Annotated in this window: 12 protein-coding genes and 1 pseudogene; 8 read left to right on the forward strand and 5 right to left on the reverse strand. The window is 71.8% G+C overall.

From position 1 onward, the window contains the following. Positions 1 to 414 precede the first annotated feature (414 nt). A complete protein-coding gene (locus Aiant_RS13180) occupies positions 415 to 2,535 on the reverse strand; it encodes a SulP family inorganic anion transporter (protein ID WP_189334428.1) in 2,121 nt (706 codons plus the stop codon). A 133-nt stretch (positions 2,536 to 2,668) separates the two neighbouring features. Continuing rightward, positions 2,669 to 3,739 (reverse strand): NAD-dependent epimerase/dehydratase family protein, encoded by a 1,071-nt coding sequence (locus Aiant_RS13185; RefSeq protein ID WP_189334427.1) that lies wholly within the window; start codon positions 3,737 to 3,739, stop codon positions 2,669 to 2,671. Between the two features lie 203 nt (positions 3,740 to 3,942). Between Aiant_RS13185 and Aiant_RS13190 the strand changes: the two genes are divergently transcribed. The 4 genes and pseudogenes from Aiant_RS13190 to Aiant_RS13205 all read left to right on the forward strand — a co-directional run. Then, positions 3,943 to 6,492: a carboxylate--amine ligase/circularly permuted type 2 ATP-grasp protein gene (locus Aiant_RS13190; protein ID WP_229830963.1), complete on the forward strand. Its 2,550-nt coding sequence runs from the start codon at positions 3,943 to 3,945 to the stop codon at positions 6,490 to 6,492. Next, the gene (locus tag Aiant_RS13195) at positions 6,492 to 8,264 is read left to right on the forward strand and encodes an N-acetylglutaminylglutamine amidotransferase (protein WP_189334477.1); all 1,773 of its coding nucleotides are present in this window, start codon (positions 6,492 to 6,494) and stop codon (positions 8,262 to 8,264) included. Before Aiant_RS13190 ends, Aiant_RS13195 begins: the two co-directional genes overlap by 1 nt. 10 nt (positions 8,265 to 8,274) lie before the next feature. Next, entirely contained in the window at positions 8,275 to 10,035 is a 1,761-nt protein-coding gene (locus tag Aiant_RS13200) for a S9 family peptidase (RefSeq protein WP_189334425.1), read from the forward strand. Between the two features lie 109 nt (positions 10,036 to 10,144). Then, positions 10,145 to 10,360: pseudogene (locus Aiant_RS13205) on the forward strand (IS110 family transposase); the annotation flags it as partial. 93 nt (positions 10,361 to 10,453) lie between these two features. Here Aiant_RS13205 and Aiant_RS13210 read toward each other — a convergent pair. After that, the gene (locus Aiant_RS13210) at positions 10,454 to 11,212 is read right to left on the reverse strand and encodes a Clp protease N-terminal domain-containing protein (protein ID WP_189334424.1); all 759 of its coding nucleotides are present in this window, start codon (positions 11,210 to 11,212) and stop codon (positions 10,454 to 10,456) included. A gap of 152 nt (positions 11,213 to 11,364) precedes the next feature. Here Aiant_RS13210 and Aiant_RS13215 point away from each other — a divergent pair, with 152 nt between their 5' ends. The 4 genes from Aiant_RS13215 to Aiant_RS13230 all read left to right on the forward strand — a co-directional run bounded on the left by Aiant_RS13215 (position 11,365) and on the right by Aiant_RS13230 (position 15,120). Further along, entirely contained in the window at positions 11,365 to 12,711 is a 1,347-nt protein-coding gene (locus Aiant_RS13215) for an MFS transporter (RefSeq protein ID WP_189334423.1), read from the forward strand. Positions 12,712 to 12,721: 10 nt separating this feature from the next. Then, positions 12,722 to 13,585 carry a hypothetical protein gene (locus Aiant_RS13220; RefSeq protein WP_189334422.1) on the forward strand — a complete coding sequence of 288 codons (864 nt, stop codon included), beginning with the start codon at positions 12,722 to 12,724 and terminating at the stop codon, positions 13,583 to 13,585. 12 nt (positions 13,586 to 13,597) lie between these two features. After that, the gene (locus Aiant_RS13225) at positions 13,598 to 14,101 is read left to right on the forward strand and encodes a mycothiol transferase (protein WP_189334421.1); all 504 of its coding nucleotides are present in this window, start codon (positions 13,598 to 13,600) and stop codon (positions 14,099 to 14,101) included. A gap of 185 nt (positions 14,102 to 14,286) precedes the next feature. Next, positions 14,287 to 15,120 carry a class I SAM-dependent methyltransferase gene (locus Aiant_RS13230; protein ID WP_229830960.1) on the forward strand — a complete coding sequence of 278 codons (834 nt, stop codon included), beginning with the start codon at positions 14,287 to 14,289 and terminating at the stop codon, positions 15,118 to 15,120. Positions 15,121 to 15,138: 18 nt separating this feature from the next. On the opposite strand, the gene Aiant_RS13235 is transcribed toward Aiant_RS13230, so the two are convergent. Continuing rightward, positions 15,139 to 15,543: an SRPBCC family protein gene (locus Aiant_RS13235; RefSeq protein ID WP_189334419.1), complete on the reverse strand. Its 405-nt coding sequence runs from the start codon at positions 15,541 to 15,543 to the stop codon at positions 15,139 to 15,141. Next, positions 15,543 to 17,012, reverse strand: a complete 1,470-nt coding sequence (locus Aiant_RS13240) for an ATP-binding protein (protein WP_189334418.1) — start codon at positions 17,010 to 17,012, stop codon at positions 15,543 to 15,545. Before Aiant_RS13240 ends, Aiant_RS13235 begins: the two co-directional genes overlap by 1 nt.

The raw sequence follows: 17,012 nt of genomic DNA on the forward strand, positions 1-17,012 counted from the left end.
GGGCCACCAGGGCCAGCCGGACACACCCGGGCTGGCCCCCACGGCCCTGGCACGGGACCGGATAGGGCCACCAGGGCCAGCCGGACACACCCGGGCTGGCCCCCACGGCCCTGGCACGGGACCGGATAGGGCCACCAGGGCCAGCCGGACACACCCGGGCTGGCCCCCACGGCCCTGGCACGGGACCGGATAGGGCCACCAGGGCCAGCCGGACACACCCGGGCTGGGCCCCACGGCTCTGGCACGGGACCGGATGGGGCCACCAGGGCCAGCCGCTGTGCCCTGTCCCGGGTGCCACCGCCACGTTCGGGTGGGCGGGGAGCGCGTTGGCAGCGGGTGGGTGCTGTGGGCGTACCGGAAGAGCGGACCGCGACCGGCAGCGGCCTGAAGTGATCAGGCCGGCCGCGGGTCTGGTCAGGCGGCTGGGGCGTGCACCGGGCGGTGGGCGCCGAGGACCGGATCGACCTCGTACATACGGGCTTCCGCGATGTCGAAGTACATGCCGGTCAGGCGGAGCCGGCCGGCGGCTTCGGCGGCCCTGACCACCGGGTAGGTGCGCAGGTTGGTCAGTTGCTGGAGGACGTTGTCGGCGCAGCAGCGTTCCTCGTCGGCCTGGTCGGTGAAGCGGGTGCCGGACAGGGACAGCCAGTCGTGCAGGGACGAGCCCGGTGCCGCGGCGCCGGAGATCAGGGCGAGGACCGCGCCGCAGCCGGAGTGGCCGCAGACGGTGATCGTGGTGACGCCGAGGACGTCGACCGCGTACTCGATGGCGGCGCCGACCGAGGACTCCCGGCCGTGCGCCGGGACCAGGTTGCCGACGTTGCGGACGCAGAACAGGTCGCCCGGTCCGCTGCCGGTGATCAGGTTCGGCACCACGCGGGAGTCGGCGCAGGTGATGAAGAGCTGCTCGGGACTCTGGCCGTCGCGGGCCAGGGCGGCCAGGTGCGGGCGGACCAGCGGGGCCACGGTGCGCTCGAACTCGGCGATGCCGGCCGCCATCGCGTCGCGGCGTTGCAGGTCCAGGCTCTGCCAGCGGGACCAGGAGCCGAGCAGGCGCGGCGTGCTCTTGGCCTCGCCGAGCCGGCCGGAGGTGGCCCGGGAGAACCAGGAATCGTGCACCTCACGGATGCGGACCTGGCCACCGGCTTTTTCGTACGACTCGCGCCAGTCCCGGATCGTCTCGAAGGCGCCGTGGTCCAGATAGTCCAGGTGCAGCTCGACATCCACCTCGGCACCCGCCGACAGGGTGGCGAACTCCCTGGTCAGCTTGGCCGACTCGATGAAGGCCAGGGTGCCGCCGATGGTGACCAGCCACTGGCCGGGCGCCCGCTCGACGGTGCGGATCTCGCAGCGGGTGAGCCGCCAGAGGATCAGCACGGCCGCCGTGACCATGCCGAGCGCGACCCCGGTGAGCAGGTCGACGGCGACCACGCCGAGCGCGGTGACCAGGTAGGTCGGCAGCTCCCGGTGCCGGGCGTAGGTGCGGATCTGGGCCAGGCTGACCAGCCGCAACCCGACCACGATCAGCACCGCGGCGAGGACCGCCATCGGGATGCGTTCCAGCAGGCCGGCGCAGAACAGCACGAACCCGGCCACCCAGACGCCGTGCATGATCGCCGACGCGCGGGTCCGGGCGCCGGCCGCCACGTTGGTCGAGCTGCGGACGATCACGCCGGTCACCGGCAGGCCGCCGAGCAGGCCGGAGACGGTGTTCGCGGCGCCCTGGGCGACCAGTTCCCGGTTCAGGTCGGCGCGCGGGCCGTCGTGCAGCCGGTCCACCGCGACCGCGGAGAGCAGCGACTCGACGCTGGCGACCAGCGCGATGGTGAGCACCGCGACGGTGATCTCGCGCAGTGGGGCGTCCGGCCAGGCCGGGGTGATCAGCTCGGCGAGCGGTTCCTCGGGGAGCCGGACGCGATCCACGTCGGCGCCGGTGAAGTGGGCGAGCACGGTCACGCTGACCACCGCGACCAGCGCGGCCGGCAGCAGCGAGACCCGGACGAAGCGCGGCCAGAGGATCAGGATGGCAATGGTGAGCAGGCCGAGCGCGGCGGAGAGGCCGTGGTGGGCGGCGATCTGGGCGGGCAGGTCGCGCAGGTTGTGCCAGGCGGAGCTCTGCGGGGCGCCGCCGAGCAGCACGTGCACCTGGCTGAGCGCGATGACCAGGCCGATGCCGGCCAGCATGCCGTGCACGACGGCGGGCGACAGGGCGAGGGCGGCGCGGCCCAGGCGCGAGGCGCCGAGCAGGATCTGGACGATCCCGGCGACGGCCACGATGGCGGCGGTGCCGGCGAAGCCGAAATCGGCGACGGCGCCCGCCACGATCACCGTGAGCCCGGCGGCCGGGCCGCTGACCTGGAGGGGGGCGCCGCCCAGGGCGCCCGCGACGATGCCGCCCACGACGGCGGCGACCAGTCCCGCGAAGAGCGGGGCCCCCGATGCCGCGGCGATACCCAGCGACAACGGGATGGCGATGAGGAATACGACGATGGACGCCGGCAAGTCCCGGCGCAACAGCTGCGTCAAGTCGGACATTTCGTAAATGTACCGAAAATTGGTTTCGGTGCCTTTACGGCGCGGGCACATCCAGGAAAAGCACAGCCCTTTCCCGAGGACTTCCCAGGAATTGGGATGAATCGCACAAAACGTGCGGCATTAGGCGCCTTTGCTACGCCTTCCAGACGTCCTGGTTGGCCTCGTACATCTCGCGAAGGATGGCCGGGACGTCGTAGGTCAGCTTCCACTCCGGGTAGTGCTCCTCGAACCGGGCGGTGCTGCTGATCCACCACTGGTGGTCGCCCATCCGGCTCTCGTCGACATACTCCGTCCGCGCCTCGCGACCGGTGATCTCCTCGGCGATCTTGAAGGCCTCGATGTGGCTGCAATTGGAGAACCGGCCGCCGCCCATGTTGTAGATCTCGGCGACCCGGGGCGCCCGCTGGAACGCCTCGAACGCCGACACCAGGTCGTGCGAGTGGATGGCGTCGCGGACCATCTTCCCTTTGTAGCCGAAGATCTTGTAGAGCCGGCCCTCCATGACACAGCGCATCACGTACGCCAGGAAGCCGTGCAGCTCCGCCGCCGAGTGACCCGGACCGGTCAGCGTGCCGCCGCGGAACACCGCGGTGGGCATGTCGAAATACCGCCCGTACTCCTGGACCATCACGTCGGCGGCGACCTTGCTGGCCCCGAAGACCGAGTGCATGCTGTTGTCGATCGACATGGTCTCGTCGATGCCGCCGTACCACTTGTGGTCCTCGGGCAGCTCCCAGCGGGTCTCCTGCTCGACCAGCGGCAGCGAGTTCGGCGTGTCGCCGTACACCTTGTTGGTCGAGGTGAAGATGAACGGCGCGTCGATCGCGTGCCGGCGGGCCGCCTCGAGCATGTTGAGCGTGCCCACCGCGTTCACGTCGAAGTCGGTGAACGGCTCGCGGGCGGCCCAGTCGTGGCTCGGCTGCGCGGCGGCGTGGATCACCAGGCCGATGTTCTTCCCGTACTCGGCGAAGAGCTTGCCCAGTCCCTCGCGGTCCCGGATGTCCAGCGAGTAGTGCGTGTACTTCGCGCCGACGTCTTTCGTCAGGCGGTCCAGGTTCCACTTCGTGGAGCCGTCGGCGCCGAAGAAGTAGCCCCGCATGTCGTTGTCGACCCCGATCACGTCCATGCCGAGGCCGGCGAAGTGGCGGACCGACTCGGAACCGATCAGACCGGCCGAACCGGTGATGACGACGACGCTGCCCATCAGGACCTCCGCTGGAAGTGGGTGCCGACACAGGAGGTTACCGGTAGCGACGAGACCCCTCGGGCACCGGTGCTGGCTCCAGTGATCACCATGCTTGCCGCACGCCGGAAATGGGCACGTGACATATCTGCCACAAGGCATCGCGACGCTGAGCCGGAGTCCCCCACATAAAGGCGGTCGTTATGACGGAGTCTCTTCCGGCTGTGGAATCCCCCCTGCCCGACGACCCGGGTTTACTCACTCTCGGTGCCGAGGAGGAGTTGCACGTCGTCGATCTGACCACGCGCGAACTCGTGCCCCGGGCGCCCGAGGTGCTCGACCGGCTCGATCCGGAGCACTTCTCGGCGGAGCTGCACCGCTCCGTGGTGGAGACGAACACTCCGGTCAGCACCACCCTGGACGGTCTGCGCGAGGGCATCGTGGCCCGCCGCCGCACCGCTGTCGGGGTCGCCGAGTCGCTCGGGCTGGGCCTGATCGCGGCCGGTACCGTGCCCCTGGTCGACCTGGACGCGCTCCCGGTCACCCCGACCACGCGGTATCGGCGGATGCTCAACGAGTACCAGATGCTCGTCCGTGAGCAGCTCATCTGCGGCGCCCAGGTGCACGTCGGGGTGCCGGACCGGGACGAGGCCGTCTCCGTCGCGCAGCGGGTCTCCCCGTCACTGCCGGTGCTGCTCGCCCTCTCCACCAGCTCGCCGTTCTGGATGGGCGAGGATTCCGGTTACGCCAGCGCCCGCTCCCTGGTCTGGACGCGCTGGCCGACCGCCGGGGACAGCGGCGCGCTGCACTCCGCCGAGGAGTTCGACGTGCTGGTCAACGACCTGATCGCGTCCGGGACGATCAGCGATCCGAAGATGGTCTACTTCGACGTACGCCCGTCCGCCCACGTGCCGACCGTGGAGTTGCGGGTCACCGACGCCTGCCCGGACGTGGACACCGTGGTGCTGCTGGCCGGCCTGTTCCGGGCACTGGTCCGGCGCGCGCAGGAGGAGCACCGGGCCGGGAAGCCGCTGCCGCCGGCCCGCCCGCCGCTGCACCGGGCGGCGATGTGGCGGGCCGCGCGCTCCGGGCTGGAGGGCGACCTGCTCGATCTGCCCCGGTCCCCCGTCCCGGTGCCGGCCGCCCTGGCGGTCGAGCGCCTGGTCGGCGAGTTGCGTCCGCACCTGGAGGCGCTGGGTGACTGGGAGCAGGTCTACGACCTGTCGGTACGAGCGCTGGCCGCCGGGAGCTCCGCCTCCCGCCAGCGTCGAGCGCTGGCCCGGCGCGGCCGGATCGCGGACGTGGTCGACCTGCTCGTGGCCGAGACGAGGGGCGGCGCGGCGGCGATCGGCAGCCCGGCGGCCCCGGCCGGGATCAGCCCCTACGCGGTCGGCGGCGACGAGGTGTTCCCGGGCGAGATCGCGCCGGAGTACACCGGGATCGTCCCGGCGCTGACCGCGCTCGGCGCGACCGGCCTGCGGCACCGCGAGGACGCGCGGGACGAGGAGCAGCGGGCCAACGGCGTCACGTTCAGCGTGGCCGGCGAGGCGGCCACCCGGCTGTTCCCGTTCGACCTGGTCCCGCGCGTGGTCCCGGCCGCCGACTGGGCGGCGCTGCGCTCCGGGCTGACCCAGCGGGTGCGCGCGCTGAACGCGTTCCTCGCCGACGTGTACGACCAGCGCCGGATCGTCGCGGAGGGGGTCGTGCCGGAGTGGGTGATCGACGGCTCCCCGGAGCTGCGGGCCAGCGGCGCACTGGTGTCCGGCTCCGCGGTCCGGGCCCAGGTGGCGGGCGTCGACCTGGTCCGGGACGCGGACGGCAAGTGGTGCGTGCTGGAGGACAACCTGCGGGTGCCGTCCGGGATCGCGTACGCGATGCAGAACCGTCGCCTGACCGAGAGCATCCTCCCCGAGCTGCCCCGCCCGGCCGACCTGATCTCCGTCGACGACACCCCCCGGTTCCTGCGGGAGGCCCTGCTCGCCGGGGCCACCGTCGACGATCCGGCGCTGGTCGTGCTCAGCCAGGGCCCGGAGGACTCGGCCTGGTTCGAGCACCGGATGCTCGCCGAGGCGATGGGCGTGCCGGTGGTGCGCAGCACCGAGCTGTTCGTCGAGGACGGCCGCGTGCACCGGCTGCGCGACGGCAAACGCTACCGGGTGGACGTGATCTACCTGCGGATGGGCGAGGACAGCCTGGTGCACTCGCCGGGCGCGGACGGGATGCCGCTGGGCCCGAGCCTGGTGGCCGCGCTGCACGCCGGGACGGTCACGCTGGCGAACGCGCTGGGCAACGGGATCGGGGACGACAAGGCCGTCTACGCGTACGTGCCGAAGATGGTCGAGTTCTACCTGGACGAGAAACCGCTGCTGGCCGACGTGCCGACGTACCTGTGCGGCATCCCCGAGCAGTGCGCCGAGGTGCTCACCCGGCTGGACGAGCTGGTCTGCAAACCGGTCGACGGCTACGGCGGCGACCGGATCGTGATCGGCCCGCACGCCACCGCCGACGAGCTGGACGCCCTGCGCCGGCAGATCCGGACCGCCCCGCACCGCTGGGTCGCGCAGGAGCTGGTCCAGCTCTCCACCCATCCGGTCTTCGACGGCCACCAGCTCGCGCCCCGGCACGTGGACCTGCGCGCGTTCGTGTTCACCGGCGCGCGGGAGTCCGTCGTCGCTCCGGCCGCGCTGACCCGGGTGGCCCCGGCAGGCTCCATGATCGTCAACTCGTCGCGCGGCGGCGGGTCCAAGGACACCTGGCTTCTGGGAGGCGAATGATGTGTGGCATAGCCGGAGAGATCCGGTACGGGGAGCGTCCGGCGGACGCCGAGGCGGTCCGCCGGATGTTGCCCACCATGGAGTCCCGCGGGCCGGACGGTTCCGGGATCTGGGAGCACGGGCGGATCGTTCTCGGCCACCGGCGCCTGAAGATCATCGATCTGAGCGAGAACGGCGCGCAGCCGATGACCGACGACGAGCTCGGGCTGACCGTGGTCTTCAACGGTTGTGTCTACAACTACCGGGAGCTGCGTGCGGAGCTGGAGGGTGCGGGCTACCGGTTCTTCTCCACCTCGGACACCGAGGTGATCCTGAAGGCGTATCACCGGTGGGGCGCCGACTGCGTCACCCGCTTCCTCGGGATGTTCGCCTTCGCGATCGCCGAGCACGACAGCGGGACGGTCACGCTGGCCCGCGACCGGCTCGGGATCAAGCCGTTGTATCTGGCCGAGACGCCGGGCGGGGTGCGCTTCGCGTCGACGCTCCCGGCGCTGCTCGCCGCCGGCGGCGTGGACACCACGATCGACAAGGTCGCGTTGCAGCACTACATGACGTTCCACTCGGTCGTGCCGGCGCCGCGGACCATCCTGTCCGGCATCCGGAAGCTCCCGCCCGCGACGGTGCGGGTGGTCCGGGCCGACGGCGCGGTCACCGACCGCTGCTATTGGGAGGCCGACTTCCGGCGTACGGCGGCGATCGCCCCCGGTGACTGGGCCGCGGCCGTCCGCGAGAAGCTGAACGTGGCCGTACGCCGGCGCATGGTCGCCGACGTGCCGGTGGGCGTGCTGCTCTCCGGCGGGCTGGACTCCAGCCTGATCGTGGCGCTGCTGGCGGAGCAGGGACAGGCCGGGCTCACCACGTTCAGCATCGGCTTCGAGTCCGGTGGCGGCGAGAGCGGCGACGAGTTCGTCTACTCGGATCTGATCGCCAAGCAGTTCGACACCGAGCACCACCAGATCAGAATCGGACGTGACCGTTTCCTGCCGGCCGTCGACCGGACCGTCGCGGCGATGAGCGAGCCGATGGTCAGTCACGACTGCATCGCGTTCCACCTGCTCAGCGAGGACGTGGCGAAACAGGTCACGGTCGTGCAGTCCGGCCAGGGAGCGGACGAGATCTTCGCGGGGTACAGCTGGTATCCGCCGCTCGCCGGGGTGCCGCGGGACCGGGCCGTCGACGCGTACGCGAAAGAGTTCTTCGATCGTCCGCACCGCGACCTGACGCGGCAGCTCAATCCGGCCTGGCACCTCGACCGGGACCACGCGCGGGAGTTCGTCGCGGAGAGTTTCGCCCGGCCCGGGGCCGAGACCGCGGTGGACGCGGCGCTGCGGCTCGACTCGCAGGTGATGCTCGTCGACGATCCGGTCAAACGGGTCGACAACATGACCATGGCGTGGGGCCTCGAAGCTCGCGTACCCTTCCTCGATCACGAGCTGGTCGAGCTCGCCGCCGCCTGCCCGCCCGAGCTGAAGCTGGCGTCGGACGGCAAGGGTGTGCTCAAGGACGCGGCCCGCGGGCTGGTGCCGGACGAGGTGATCGACCGCACCAAGGGCTATTTCCCGGTTCCCGGGATCCGGCATCTGGAGGGCGAGATGCTGGCGAAGGTGCGCGACGCGTTGCACGCCCCGGCCGCGCGGCATCGCGGGCTGTTCCGGCCGGAGTACGTGGACGCCCTGCTCGCCGACCCGAACACCCCGCGGACCACACTCGGGGCCAACCAGTTGTGGCAACTCGCGCTGCTGGAGATGTGGTTGCAGGACAAGAAGCTCTAGGAGGTACGTCTTGGAGGGCCAGCTCCATCGCGTCGACGTGACCGTGCTGCCGGCGTTCTCGCTGTTCACCTCGGCGGTCGCCGGCAACTGGTCGGTGACGCTGGCACCGGACGGGCGGCACGCGGCCTACGTCTCCGACCGCGGCGGCACCCCCGGCGTCTGGGTGCAGCCGATCGACAGCGAGCTGGCCTTCCACATCGCGTTCCCGGAGCCGGTCGCCGCGGTCGCCTGGTCGTCCGGCGGCGGCTGGCTGGCCTGCCAGCTCACCCCGGGCGGCGCGCCCCGGCACGAGGTGTGGCTGGTCCGGCCGGACGGCTCCGACCCGCACCAGGTGGCCGGGTTCGGCACGGACACCGCGGAGAACATGCGGTGGCTGCCGGGCCGGCCGGTGCTCGCGCTGACCGAGAACCTGACCTCCGCGATCCTGATCGACGTCGTCGCCGGGACCAGGACCGTCGTCGGCTCGGGCGACCTGATCTCGCTCTGCGACGTCGACCCCGCGGGGCGCTTCGCGCTGCTGCGCGTCGGTCCGCGCGGCGCCCGGCGGATCGTTTTCCAAGACCTGATTTCCGGTACGCGGGAGCCGGTCCTCCGCGGCGAGCAGGCGATCTTCAGCCCCGGCGGCGGCTGCGTGTACGCGCGCAGCGAGGAGGGCGAGTTCCCCGCCCTGGTCCGCGTCACCGGCTCCGTGGAGGTTGTCGCGGGCGGTGCCTCGGAGGTCGAATCGTTCGCGATCACCGCGGACGGGCGGACCGCGGCGGTGCTCCTGAACGTGCACGGCGGTGAGTCCTCGCTGGAACTGATCGACCTCGACCACGGCTCGACCGCGGCGCCCCGGACGGTCCCGCTGCCCGGCCCGGTCGTCTCCGGGCTGAGCTGGAGCTTCGACGGCTCCGCGCTGGCGTTCACCGCGGAGGGCCCGGGCCGGCCGCACGGCGTCTGGGTCTGCGACCGGGACGGGTCGAACCTGCGGCCGATCTCGGCGGAGCCGGCCGCGGCCGACGCGGTGCGGCCGACGCTGGAGAAGTTCAGCGCGCACGACGGGCTCCCGCTGACCGGCTGGCTGTTCACGCCGCCCGGCGAGGACGGGCCGTACCCGGTGGTGATCTGGCTGCACGGCGGCCCCGAGGCGCAGGAACGTCCCGGTCACGGCCCGCTCTTCCAGGAGCTCGTGCGTCGCGGCATCGCGGTGTTCGCGCCGAACGTGCGGGGCTCGTCCGGCTTCGGGCGCACCTTCGTCAACGCGGACAACGGGCCGCTGCGCTACGACGCGATCGAGGACGTCCGGTCGTGCGTCCGATACCTGCGGGACTCCGGCATCGCCGGACGGGTCGGGGTGATGGGCCGCTCGTACGGCGGCTACCTCACGCTGGCCGCGCTGGTCACCTACCCCGACCTGTTCGACGTCGGCATCGACGTCTGCGGGATGTCCGACTTCGCCACGTTCTACGAGCACACCGAGCCGTGGATCGCCGCGGCCGCGATCAGCAAATACGGTGACCCGGTCACCGACGCCGGCCTGCTGCGCGACCTGTCGCCGATCCATCGCATCGACAACCTGCGGGCGCCACTGCTGATCGTGCACGGCGAGAACGACAGCAACGTGCCGGTGATCGAGGCCGAGCAGGTGGCCGCCGCGCTGGCGGCTCGCGGCGCGACGCACCGGTACCTGCTCTTTCCCGGCGAGGGACACGAGCTGCTGCACCGCACGTCGCGCGCCACCTACCTCCGCGAGACGATCGACTGGCTGACCCGCTATCTGACGCCCTGACGGTTGTCCACACCGGCGGCTTGTCCACAGGGCGGGTGGCGTCGGCAAGACCGCTGATAGGGACCCGGCCACCCGATCCTGGGTACGTCTCTCCGTAACGTGGCTGCCGGCAGCCCGGATCCTCCTCGAAGTCGGCGACATCGCCGCGTTCCCCACCTCCGGGCACCTGGCCGCCTACGCAGGCCTGGCCCCGGTCACCCGCCGCTCGGGCACCAGCATCCGCGGCGAGCACCCACCCAAGAGCGGCAACAAGCAGCTCAAACGCGCGTTCTTCCTGTCCGCGTTCGCGGTCCTGGCCGACCTCTCGCCGCTTGACAGGACCCATAGGGACACCCCCGCCATACTGACCAGCGGGCCCTCCCCCAGGGCGGGTGGGCCGTGAAGTAGGCCGGTGATCAACGGTGGCCGGGCGGCCGCGTCACTCCCGGGACGGGCCGACGAGCTGCTCGAGCCGCTCGATCCGGGCCAGGAGCGGCTGCAACGCGGTGGCCAGCAGCGCCGCCGGGTCGGCGTTGCCCGCGTTACGCAGGTCCGAGAATCCGGAGGCGGCGGCCGTGTTCGCCTGCAGGTGGCGATAACCGGCCAGGGCCGAGGCGACCGCCCGGCGGGTCAGCCGGGGCTCCGCGCCGGCCGCGCGCAGCACCTGGCCGGCCGCCCCGTCCGGCTCGGTGACTAGGCCGAGCAGCAGGTGCTCGCAGCCCACGTAGTTGTGCCCGAGACCGACCGCCTCACCCACCGCCAGCTCCAGCGCGCCGGCGGCCGGAACGCTGAAGTGCAGGCCCTGCCCCGGGCCGGCCGCCTCGTCGCCGGTCAGCCGCTCCAGGTCGCGGGCCAGTGCCGCGGGCTCGATCTCCAGCGCCTGGAGGACGTGCATCGCCAGATTCGTCCCCTCCTGGATCATCGCGCCGAGCAGGTCGCCGCTGCTCACCGACGTGCGGGCGGCGGCCCCGGCCCGCTCGACGGCCAGGCCGAGCACGGTGCGGCTGCGGCCGGTCATCAGCGGGAAGCGCTCCTCCAGGTCGGCACCGGACAGCTCGGTGAGCGAGGTCTCGCGGATCGCGGTGACCCGGCGGACCGCCTGCTCCAGCGCGCGCTGGCAGATCGCCGAGACCGGCAGCCCGGTCTCCTTGACCGCCTCGGCCAGCTCGTCGGGCAGGTACACGTTGATCTTCGGCATCGTGCGCACTCCTCCGTGAGTCTTGGGGTTATAAAGCTATACCCCCATGGGGGTTACATCAAGGCGAGGCAGTGGGCAATCGCACGTTGCACCTCGGCTACCTGCGGAGAAGGCTGGAAAGGAACCTTGAACGCGCGAGTGGAAGGCACCACATGTCCCTGCGACCCGGAGCCCGGGCCTGGGCGGTGTGGGCCGCCGGCCTCGCCGCGTATGTCGTCGCCGTCCTGCATCGCACGTCGCTCGGGGTGGCCGGGCTGGACGCGCAGCACCGCTTCGACGTGGGCGCCGGCGCGCTCGCCAGCTTCGCGGTGCTCCAGCTGCTGGTCTACGCCGGCCTTCAGATCCCGGTCGGCCTGCTGCTCGACCGATTCGGATCACTCCGGCTGGTGGTCTGCGGCGGTCTGGTGATGGCCGCCGGGCAGACCCTGATGGCCTTCGCGGACGGGATCACCGGCGCGATCGTGGCCCGGGTCCTGGTCGGCGCCGGTGACGCGATGACCTTCATCAGCGTGCTGCGCCTGGTCCCGCACTGGTTCCCGCCCCGCCGGGTCCCGGTGCTCACCCAGCTCACCGGGATCGTCGGGCAGCTCGGCCAGATCCTCTCCGCCGTGCCGCTGGCCGCGATCCTGGCCGGGGCCGGCTGGACCACCGGGTTCCTCGGCGCTGCCGGGGCCGGGCTCTTCGTGTCGCTGGTGGCGATCGCCGCGCTGCGCGACACGCCGGAGCGCCGGGTCAACAGCGGTCACCCGATCAACCTGCGGCGCCTCGGCGAGGACCTGAGTGCCGCCTGGCGGCACCCGGGCACCCGGCTCGGCCTCTGGACGCACTTCACCACCCAGTTCACCGGCACGGTGTTCGCCCTGATGTGGGGCATCCCGTTCCTGATCGCCGGGGAGGGGCTGACCCGCGGCGAGGCCGGGACGCTGCTCACGATCTTCGTGATCACCGGCATGTGCGCCGGGCCGGTGCTCGGCACCCTGGTGCAGCGCTATCCGCTGCGGCGCTCGCTGCTGGTGCTCGGCATCGTCGCGATCAACCTGGGCGCGTGGGCGACGGTCATCCTCTGGCCCGGGCGGGCGCCCCTGCCGCTGCTCGTGCTGCTGGTCGTGGCACTCGGCTCCGGTGGTCCGGGTTCGATGATCGGGTTCGACTATGCGCGTACGTTCAATCCCCCGCACCGCCTGGGCACCGCGACCGGCGTGGTCAACGTCGGCGGGTTCGTCGCCTCGCTGCTCACCATCGAGCTGATCGGCCTGATCCTGGACGCCCGCACCGGCGGCAGTGCCGACTATCACATCGCCGACTTCCGGGTCGCGATGTCGGTGCAGTTCCTGGTCGCCTTCGCCGGTCTGACAGGCATCCTGCGCACCCGGAAACTGGCCCGTCGCCGCCTTGAGGAGGAGGAAGGCATCGTCATCCGGCCGCTGCGGGTGGCGCTGGCCGAGCGGCGTGGTTTAGCGGCGAGCCGAGCGGTAAAGGCGGAAAGCTGGCGCGACTGAGAGGGGGCACATGACTGAGCACGCCCAATCCCGGATCTGGGCCGGCATCGACATCCCGAAAACCCTGGCCGGCACGCTCGCGGCGGTCTCGGCCGCGGTGGTCGGGTCGTTCCTCGGGGTGGCCGGGACGCTGGTCGGCGCGGCGCTGGTCAGTCTGATCAGTTCGATCAGCACCGAGATCTACCACCGGTACCTGGACCGCGGGACCAAGAAGTTGCAGGCCGCGTTCGTGACGGCGCCGGCGGCGGTCGGGACCCCGGCGGTGGCGGCGGCTTCGCGTTCCTCGTCGTCGTTCACGGCCCCGGCCTCCTCCACGGACCCGCACTCCTCCACGGACCCGCACTCCTCGGCGGACGCGCACTCCGCCGCGGACCCGCACTCCTTCGCGGATCCGTCCTCGTTCGCGGGCCCGTCGTCCTCCGCCGGGTCGGGCTCCTCCGCGGCGGTATTCCGGCGGATCCGCTGGAAGCGGGTCGCGCTGGTGGCCGGCGCGCTGTTCGTGCTGGCGATGGGGACGCTCACCCTGGCCGAGTTGCTGGCCGGGCGGTCGGCGGCGGACGCCACCGGCGGGCGGGACGGCGGGGCGCCGACCGTGTTCCAATGGACCGGCAACCACTCCGGCGACGACGAGCAGAAACCGGCACCGGCCGGCACGCCGGCCGAGACCGGCCAGACCTCGGATCCGCAGCCGACCGAGACGGGCGCGACCACGGATCCGCAGCCGACCGAGACCGGCACCACCGACCCGGCTCCGCAGCCGACGACCGAGGCCCCGGCCGAGCCGACGCCGACCGGCGGGACCGGCCCGGGCGGCGATCAGGGCTCCGGCGACGGAACCGAGCAGCAGGGTGCCGCCGAGCAACCGCAGCAGTAGGAGGGATCGAGGATGGACGCGAAAGGTGTGCTGCAAGAGGCATACGGCCGCCTGCCCGAACTGATCGGCACCGCGATCGACGGGCTCACCCCGGAGCAGCTCCGCTGGGCGCCGCGGCCCGGCGCCAACTCGATCGGCTGGCTGGTCTGGCACCTGACCCGGGTGCAGGACCACCATCTCGCCGAGCTGCTCGACACCGAGCAGGTCTACCTCACCGGCGACTGGGCCGCCCGGTTCGGCCGCAAGCCGGACCCGTCGGACACCGGTTACGGCCACACGGCCGCCGACGTGGCCGCGGTCGTCCCGGAGAGCGCTCAGGCGCTGACCGATTACTACCAGGCCGTGCACGAGCGGACCGTGGCCTATCTGGGCGGCCTGACCGAGGCCGACCTGGACCGTGTCGTCGACCGCCGCTGGGACCCGCCGGTGACCCTCGGCGTCCGCCTGATCAGCGTCTACGACGACGACGCCCAGCACGCCGGCCAGGCCGCGTACGTCCGCGGTCTCCTGCCGTAACCCAGCCGAAGTACACGGGGGCTGCCCGACTTCCAGTACACGCGGACCGGTCCGCTCCCGGGGACATCGACCGCGGGCCGGTTCAGTGACAGGTGTCAGCGGTCCGTGCGGCGGAGCGGCGCTACCGTCGGCTGCGGAGCGGAGGGAGAATCATGCCGGAATATCGGGCAAGTCAGACTGCCGTAATGGTCTGCCAGGGCCGCGCCGCCGCACACGACCGGCTGGCGCCGGACCAGTTCGCCGATCCGACCGCGATGGCTCTGCTCCGCGACGACGAGCGGGCCCTGGTCGACCTGGTCCGCAAGGAGCAGCCCCCGGCCGAGTGGAGCGAGCGGGTCGGCTTCGAGATGGTGGCCCGCTGCGCCGAGATGATGGTGCCGCGGACCCTGGCCATCGACGAGGCGGTCCGCGAACGCCCGGCCACTCAGGTGGTGATCCTAGGCGCCGGCCTGGACGGACGTGCCTGGCGGATGCCGGAGCTCGCCGACGTCACCGTCTTCGAGGTCGACCAACCCGCCTCCCAACAGGATAAACGCGACCGCGCCGCGACGCTGGACGGCAAGCCTCCGGTGTTCGTGCCGGTCGACTTCGGCCGGGACCGTCTCGGCGACGCGCTCGTCGCGGCCGGGCACCGGGGCGCCGAGCCGACCACCTGGGTGTGGGAGGGCGTGGTTCCCTATCTGACCCGGGACGAGGTGGCGACCACGGTCCAGGCGATCGCCTCGCTCTCCTCCCCGGGCAGCCGGCTGATCGTCAACTATCAGGCCCGTTCGATGAGGTCGATGTTCGGCCGGTTCGTGGTCCAGGCCATGACCAAGGTCGCCGACCGCCCGAATCCGTGGGCCGCCGAGCCGTGGCGTTCCACCTGGTCGCCGGCGACGATGAGCCGCCTGCTGACCCGCCACGGCTTCACCGTCCGCCGCGACGACGACCTGCACACCCTCGCCCCGGCCGGCATGGACACCGAGTCGAGCACCGTGTCGTTCCGCAGCAGCCGCGTCGCCGTCGCCGACATCTGACCCCGCCGGGCCGGGGGCTCAGGCGGCGGCTTCGAGGACCGCTTTCAGCTCCAGGATGCCGCGTTCCACGCGGGCCCGGACCGCGGGTGCGAGGGCGTCCGGGAGGAGATCGGTCGTCCAGACGATCGTGGTCCGCCCCTCCCCCTCCACCACCTGAAACGTCGCATGGTGATAGCTCAGCGGCAGCGCCTGCCCGTCGATCACCGAGTACGCCAGCCGCCGCAGCTCGTGGTCGACCGCGACGATCCGCTCCCGGATCCGGGCGCCGTTCGGCATGGTCAGGGTCCGGATGTCGCCGTCGATCTCGGCGGACGACACCCGGCCGGGCAGCAGCCGCTCGTGCACCGCCCCGACGTCGGCGATCGCCGCCCAGGCATGCACCGCGGAAACCTCGACGTCCGCCTCGACGCGAATGGTGGCCATCAGGCTGACGCCGGCTCGCTCACCGGCAGCCGCACCAGGAAACGCGTGTCGCCCGGGACCGACTGGAGGAAGATGTCGCCGCCGTGCCCGTTGACCACGATCCGGTACGAGATGTCGAGGCCCAGGCCGGTACCCTCCCCCACCGCCTTGGTGGTGAAGAACGGCTCGAACACCCTTTTCTTGATCTCGTCGGGCACGCCCGGCCCGGTGTCGCCGACCGAGACCACGACCCGGTCGTCCTCCCGGTAGGTCCGGAGGGTCAGCGTGCCGGCGCCGGACATGGCCTGGACCGCGTTGTCGATCAGGTTGGTCCACACCTGGTTCAGCTCGGCCGGGTGGGCCGGGACCTGCGGCAGGGACCGGTCGTACTCCTTGACCACCCGGATCCCGTCACCGATCTTGTGGGAGAGCATCACCAGGGTGCTGTCCAGCCCGGTGTGCACGTCGATCCACTGGTGCGCCGAACGGTCCACGTGCGAGTACTGCTTGGCCGCGTTGACCAGCGACGACACCCGGCCGGTGGCGTCCTCGATGTCGCTCATCAGCTGCTCGGTCTCCAGGGCGTACCCGATCCAGTGGATCGCCTGGTCGAGCAGCTCCGGCGCCTCCAGCCGGTTGAGGATCTCGGTGAGGCAGCCGGTGTCGATGCCGCCCTGGGCGAAGATCGGGGCGACGTCCCAGCCGTTGGTGACGCCGTGCTCGTCCATCCAGTCGCCGAGCTCGTCCTCCAGATCGGCGATCTGCATCGCGGTGCGCACCGGCGCCTTGGCGGCCCGCTCGATGACCTCCTCCTGGAGCTCGAGCAGCGCGGTCAGCCGGTCCGGGGCAACCTTGCCCTTGGCCAGCTTGCCGAGTTTCATCCGCATCGCGGCGACCCGCTCGCGCAGCGCGCCGGTGGCCCGGGCGGCGGCCGCGGCCGGGTTGTTCAGCTCGTGCATGAGACCGGCCGAGAGGGCGCCGAGCGCCTGCAACCGCTGCCGCTCGCCGATCGCCGCCTGCGAGTTGCGCATCCCCAGCGCCAGGCCCTCGAGCAGGTGGATCGCCATCGGGAACCACTCGCGCATCAGGTGACCGAAGTCGTGGGCGGACAGCACGAAGAACTCGCTGTCGGAGAGCGCCCGCATCGAGCCCATGTAGTTGCGCGGCGCACCGTCGTCGCGCAGGTACGCGTTCGTCGCACCCATGTACACCCCGCGCTGCTCGGTGCGCACCGTCTGCACGTCGTCCTGCCCGACCCGGCGGCTCAGCGAGATGGTGCCGCTGAGCAGCACGAAGAACTGCTCAGCCGGGTCACCCTCGCGCAGCACCAGCCCGCCGGCCGGCACCCGCATGGTGCAGCCGTGCTCGGCGATCCAGGCCAGCTGCTCGTCGGTCAGTTTCTCGAACAGGAACAGGGTCTTCAGCTCGTCCGGGGTGAGCCGGCCCGGCTCGCACGGTTCGAGCCGGATCTCGTCGGTCTCAGCGGCCAT

The sequence above is a fragment of the Actinoplanes ianthinogenes genome (assembly GCF_018324205.1).
In the GTDB taxonomy this organism is placed as follows: Bacteria; Actinomycetota; Actinomycetes; order Mycobacteriales; family Micromonosporaceae; genus Actinoplanes; species Actinoplanes ianthinogenes.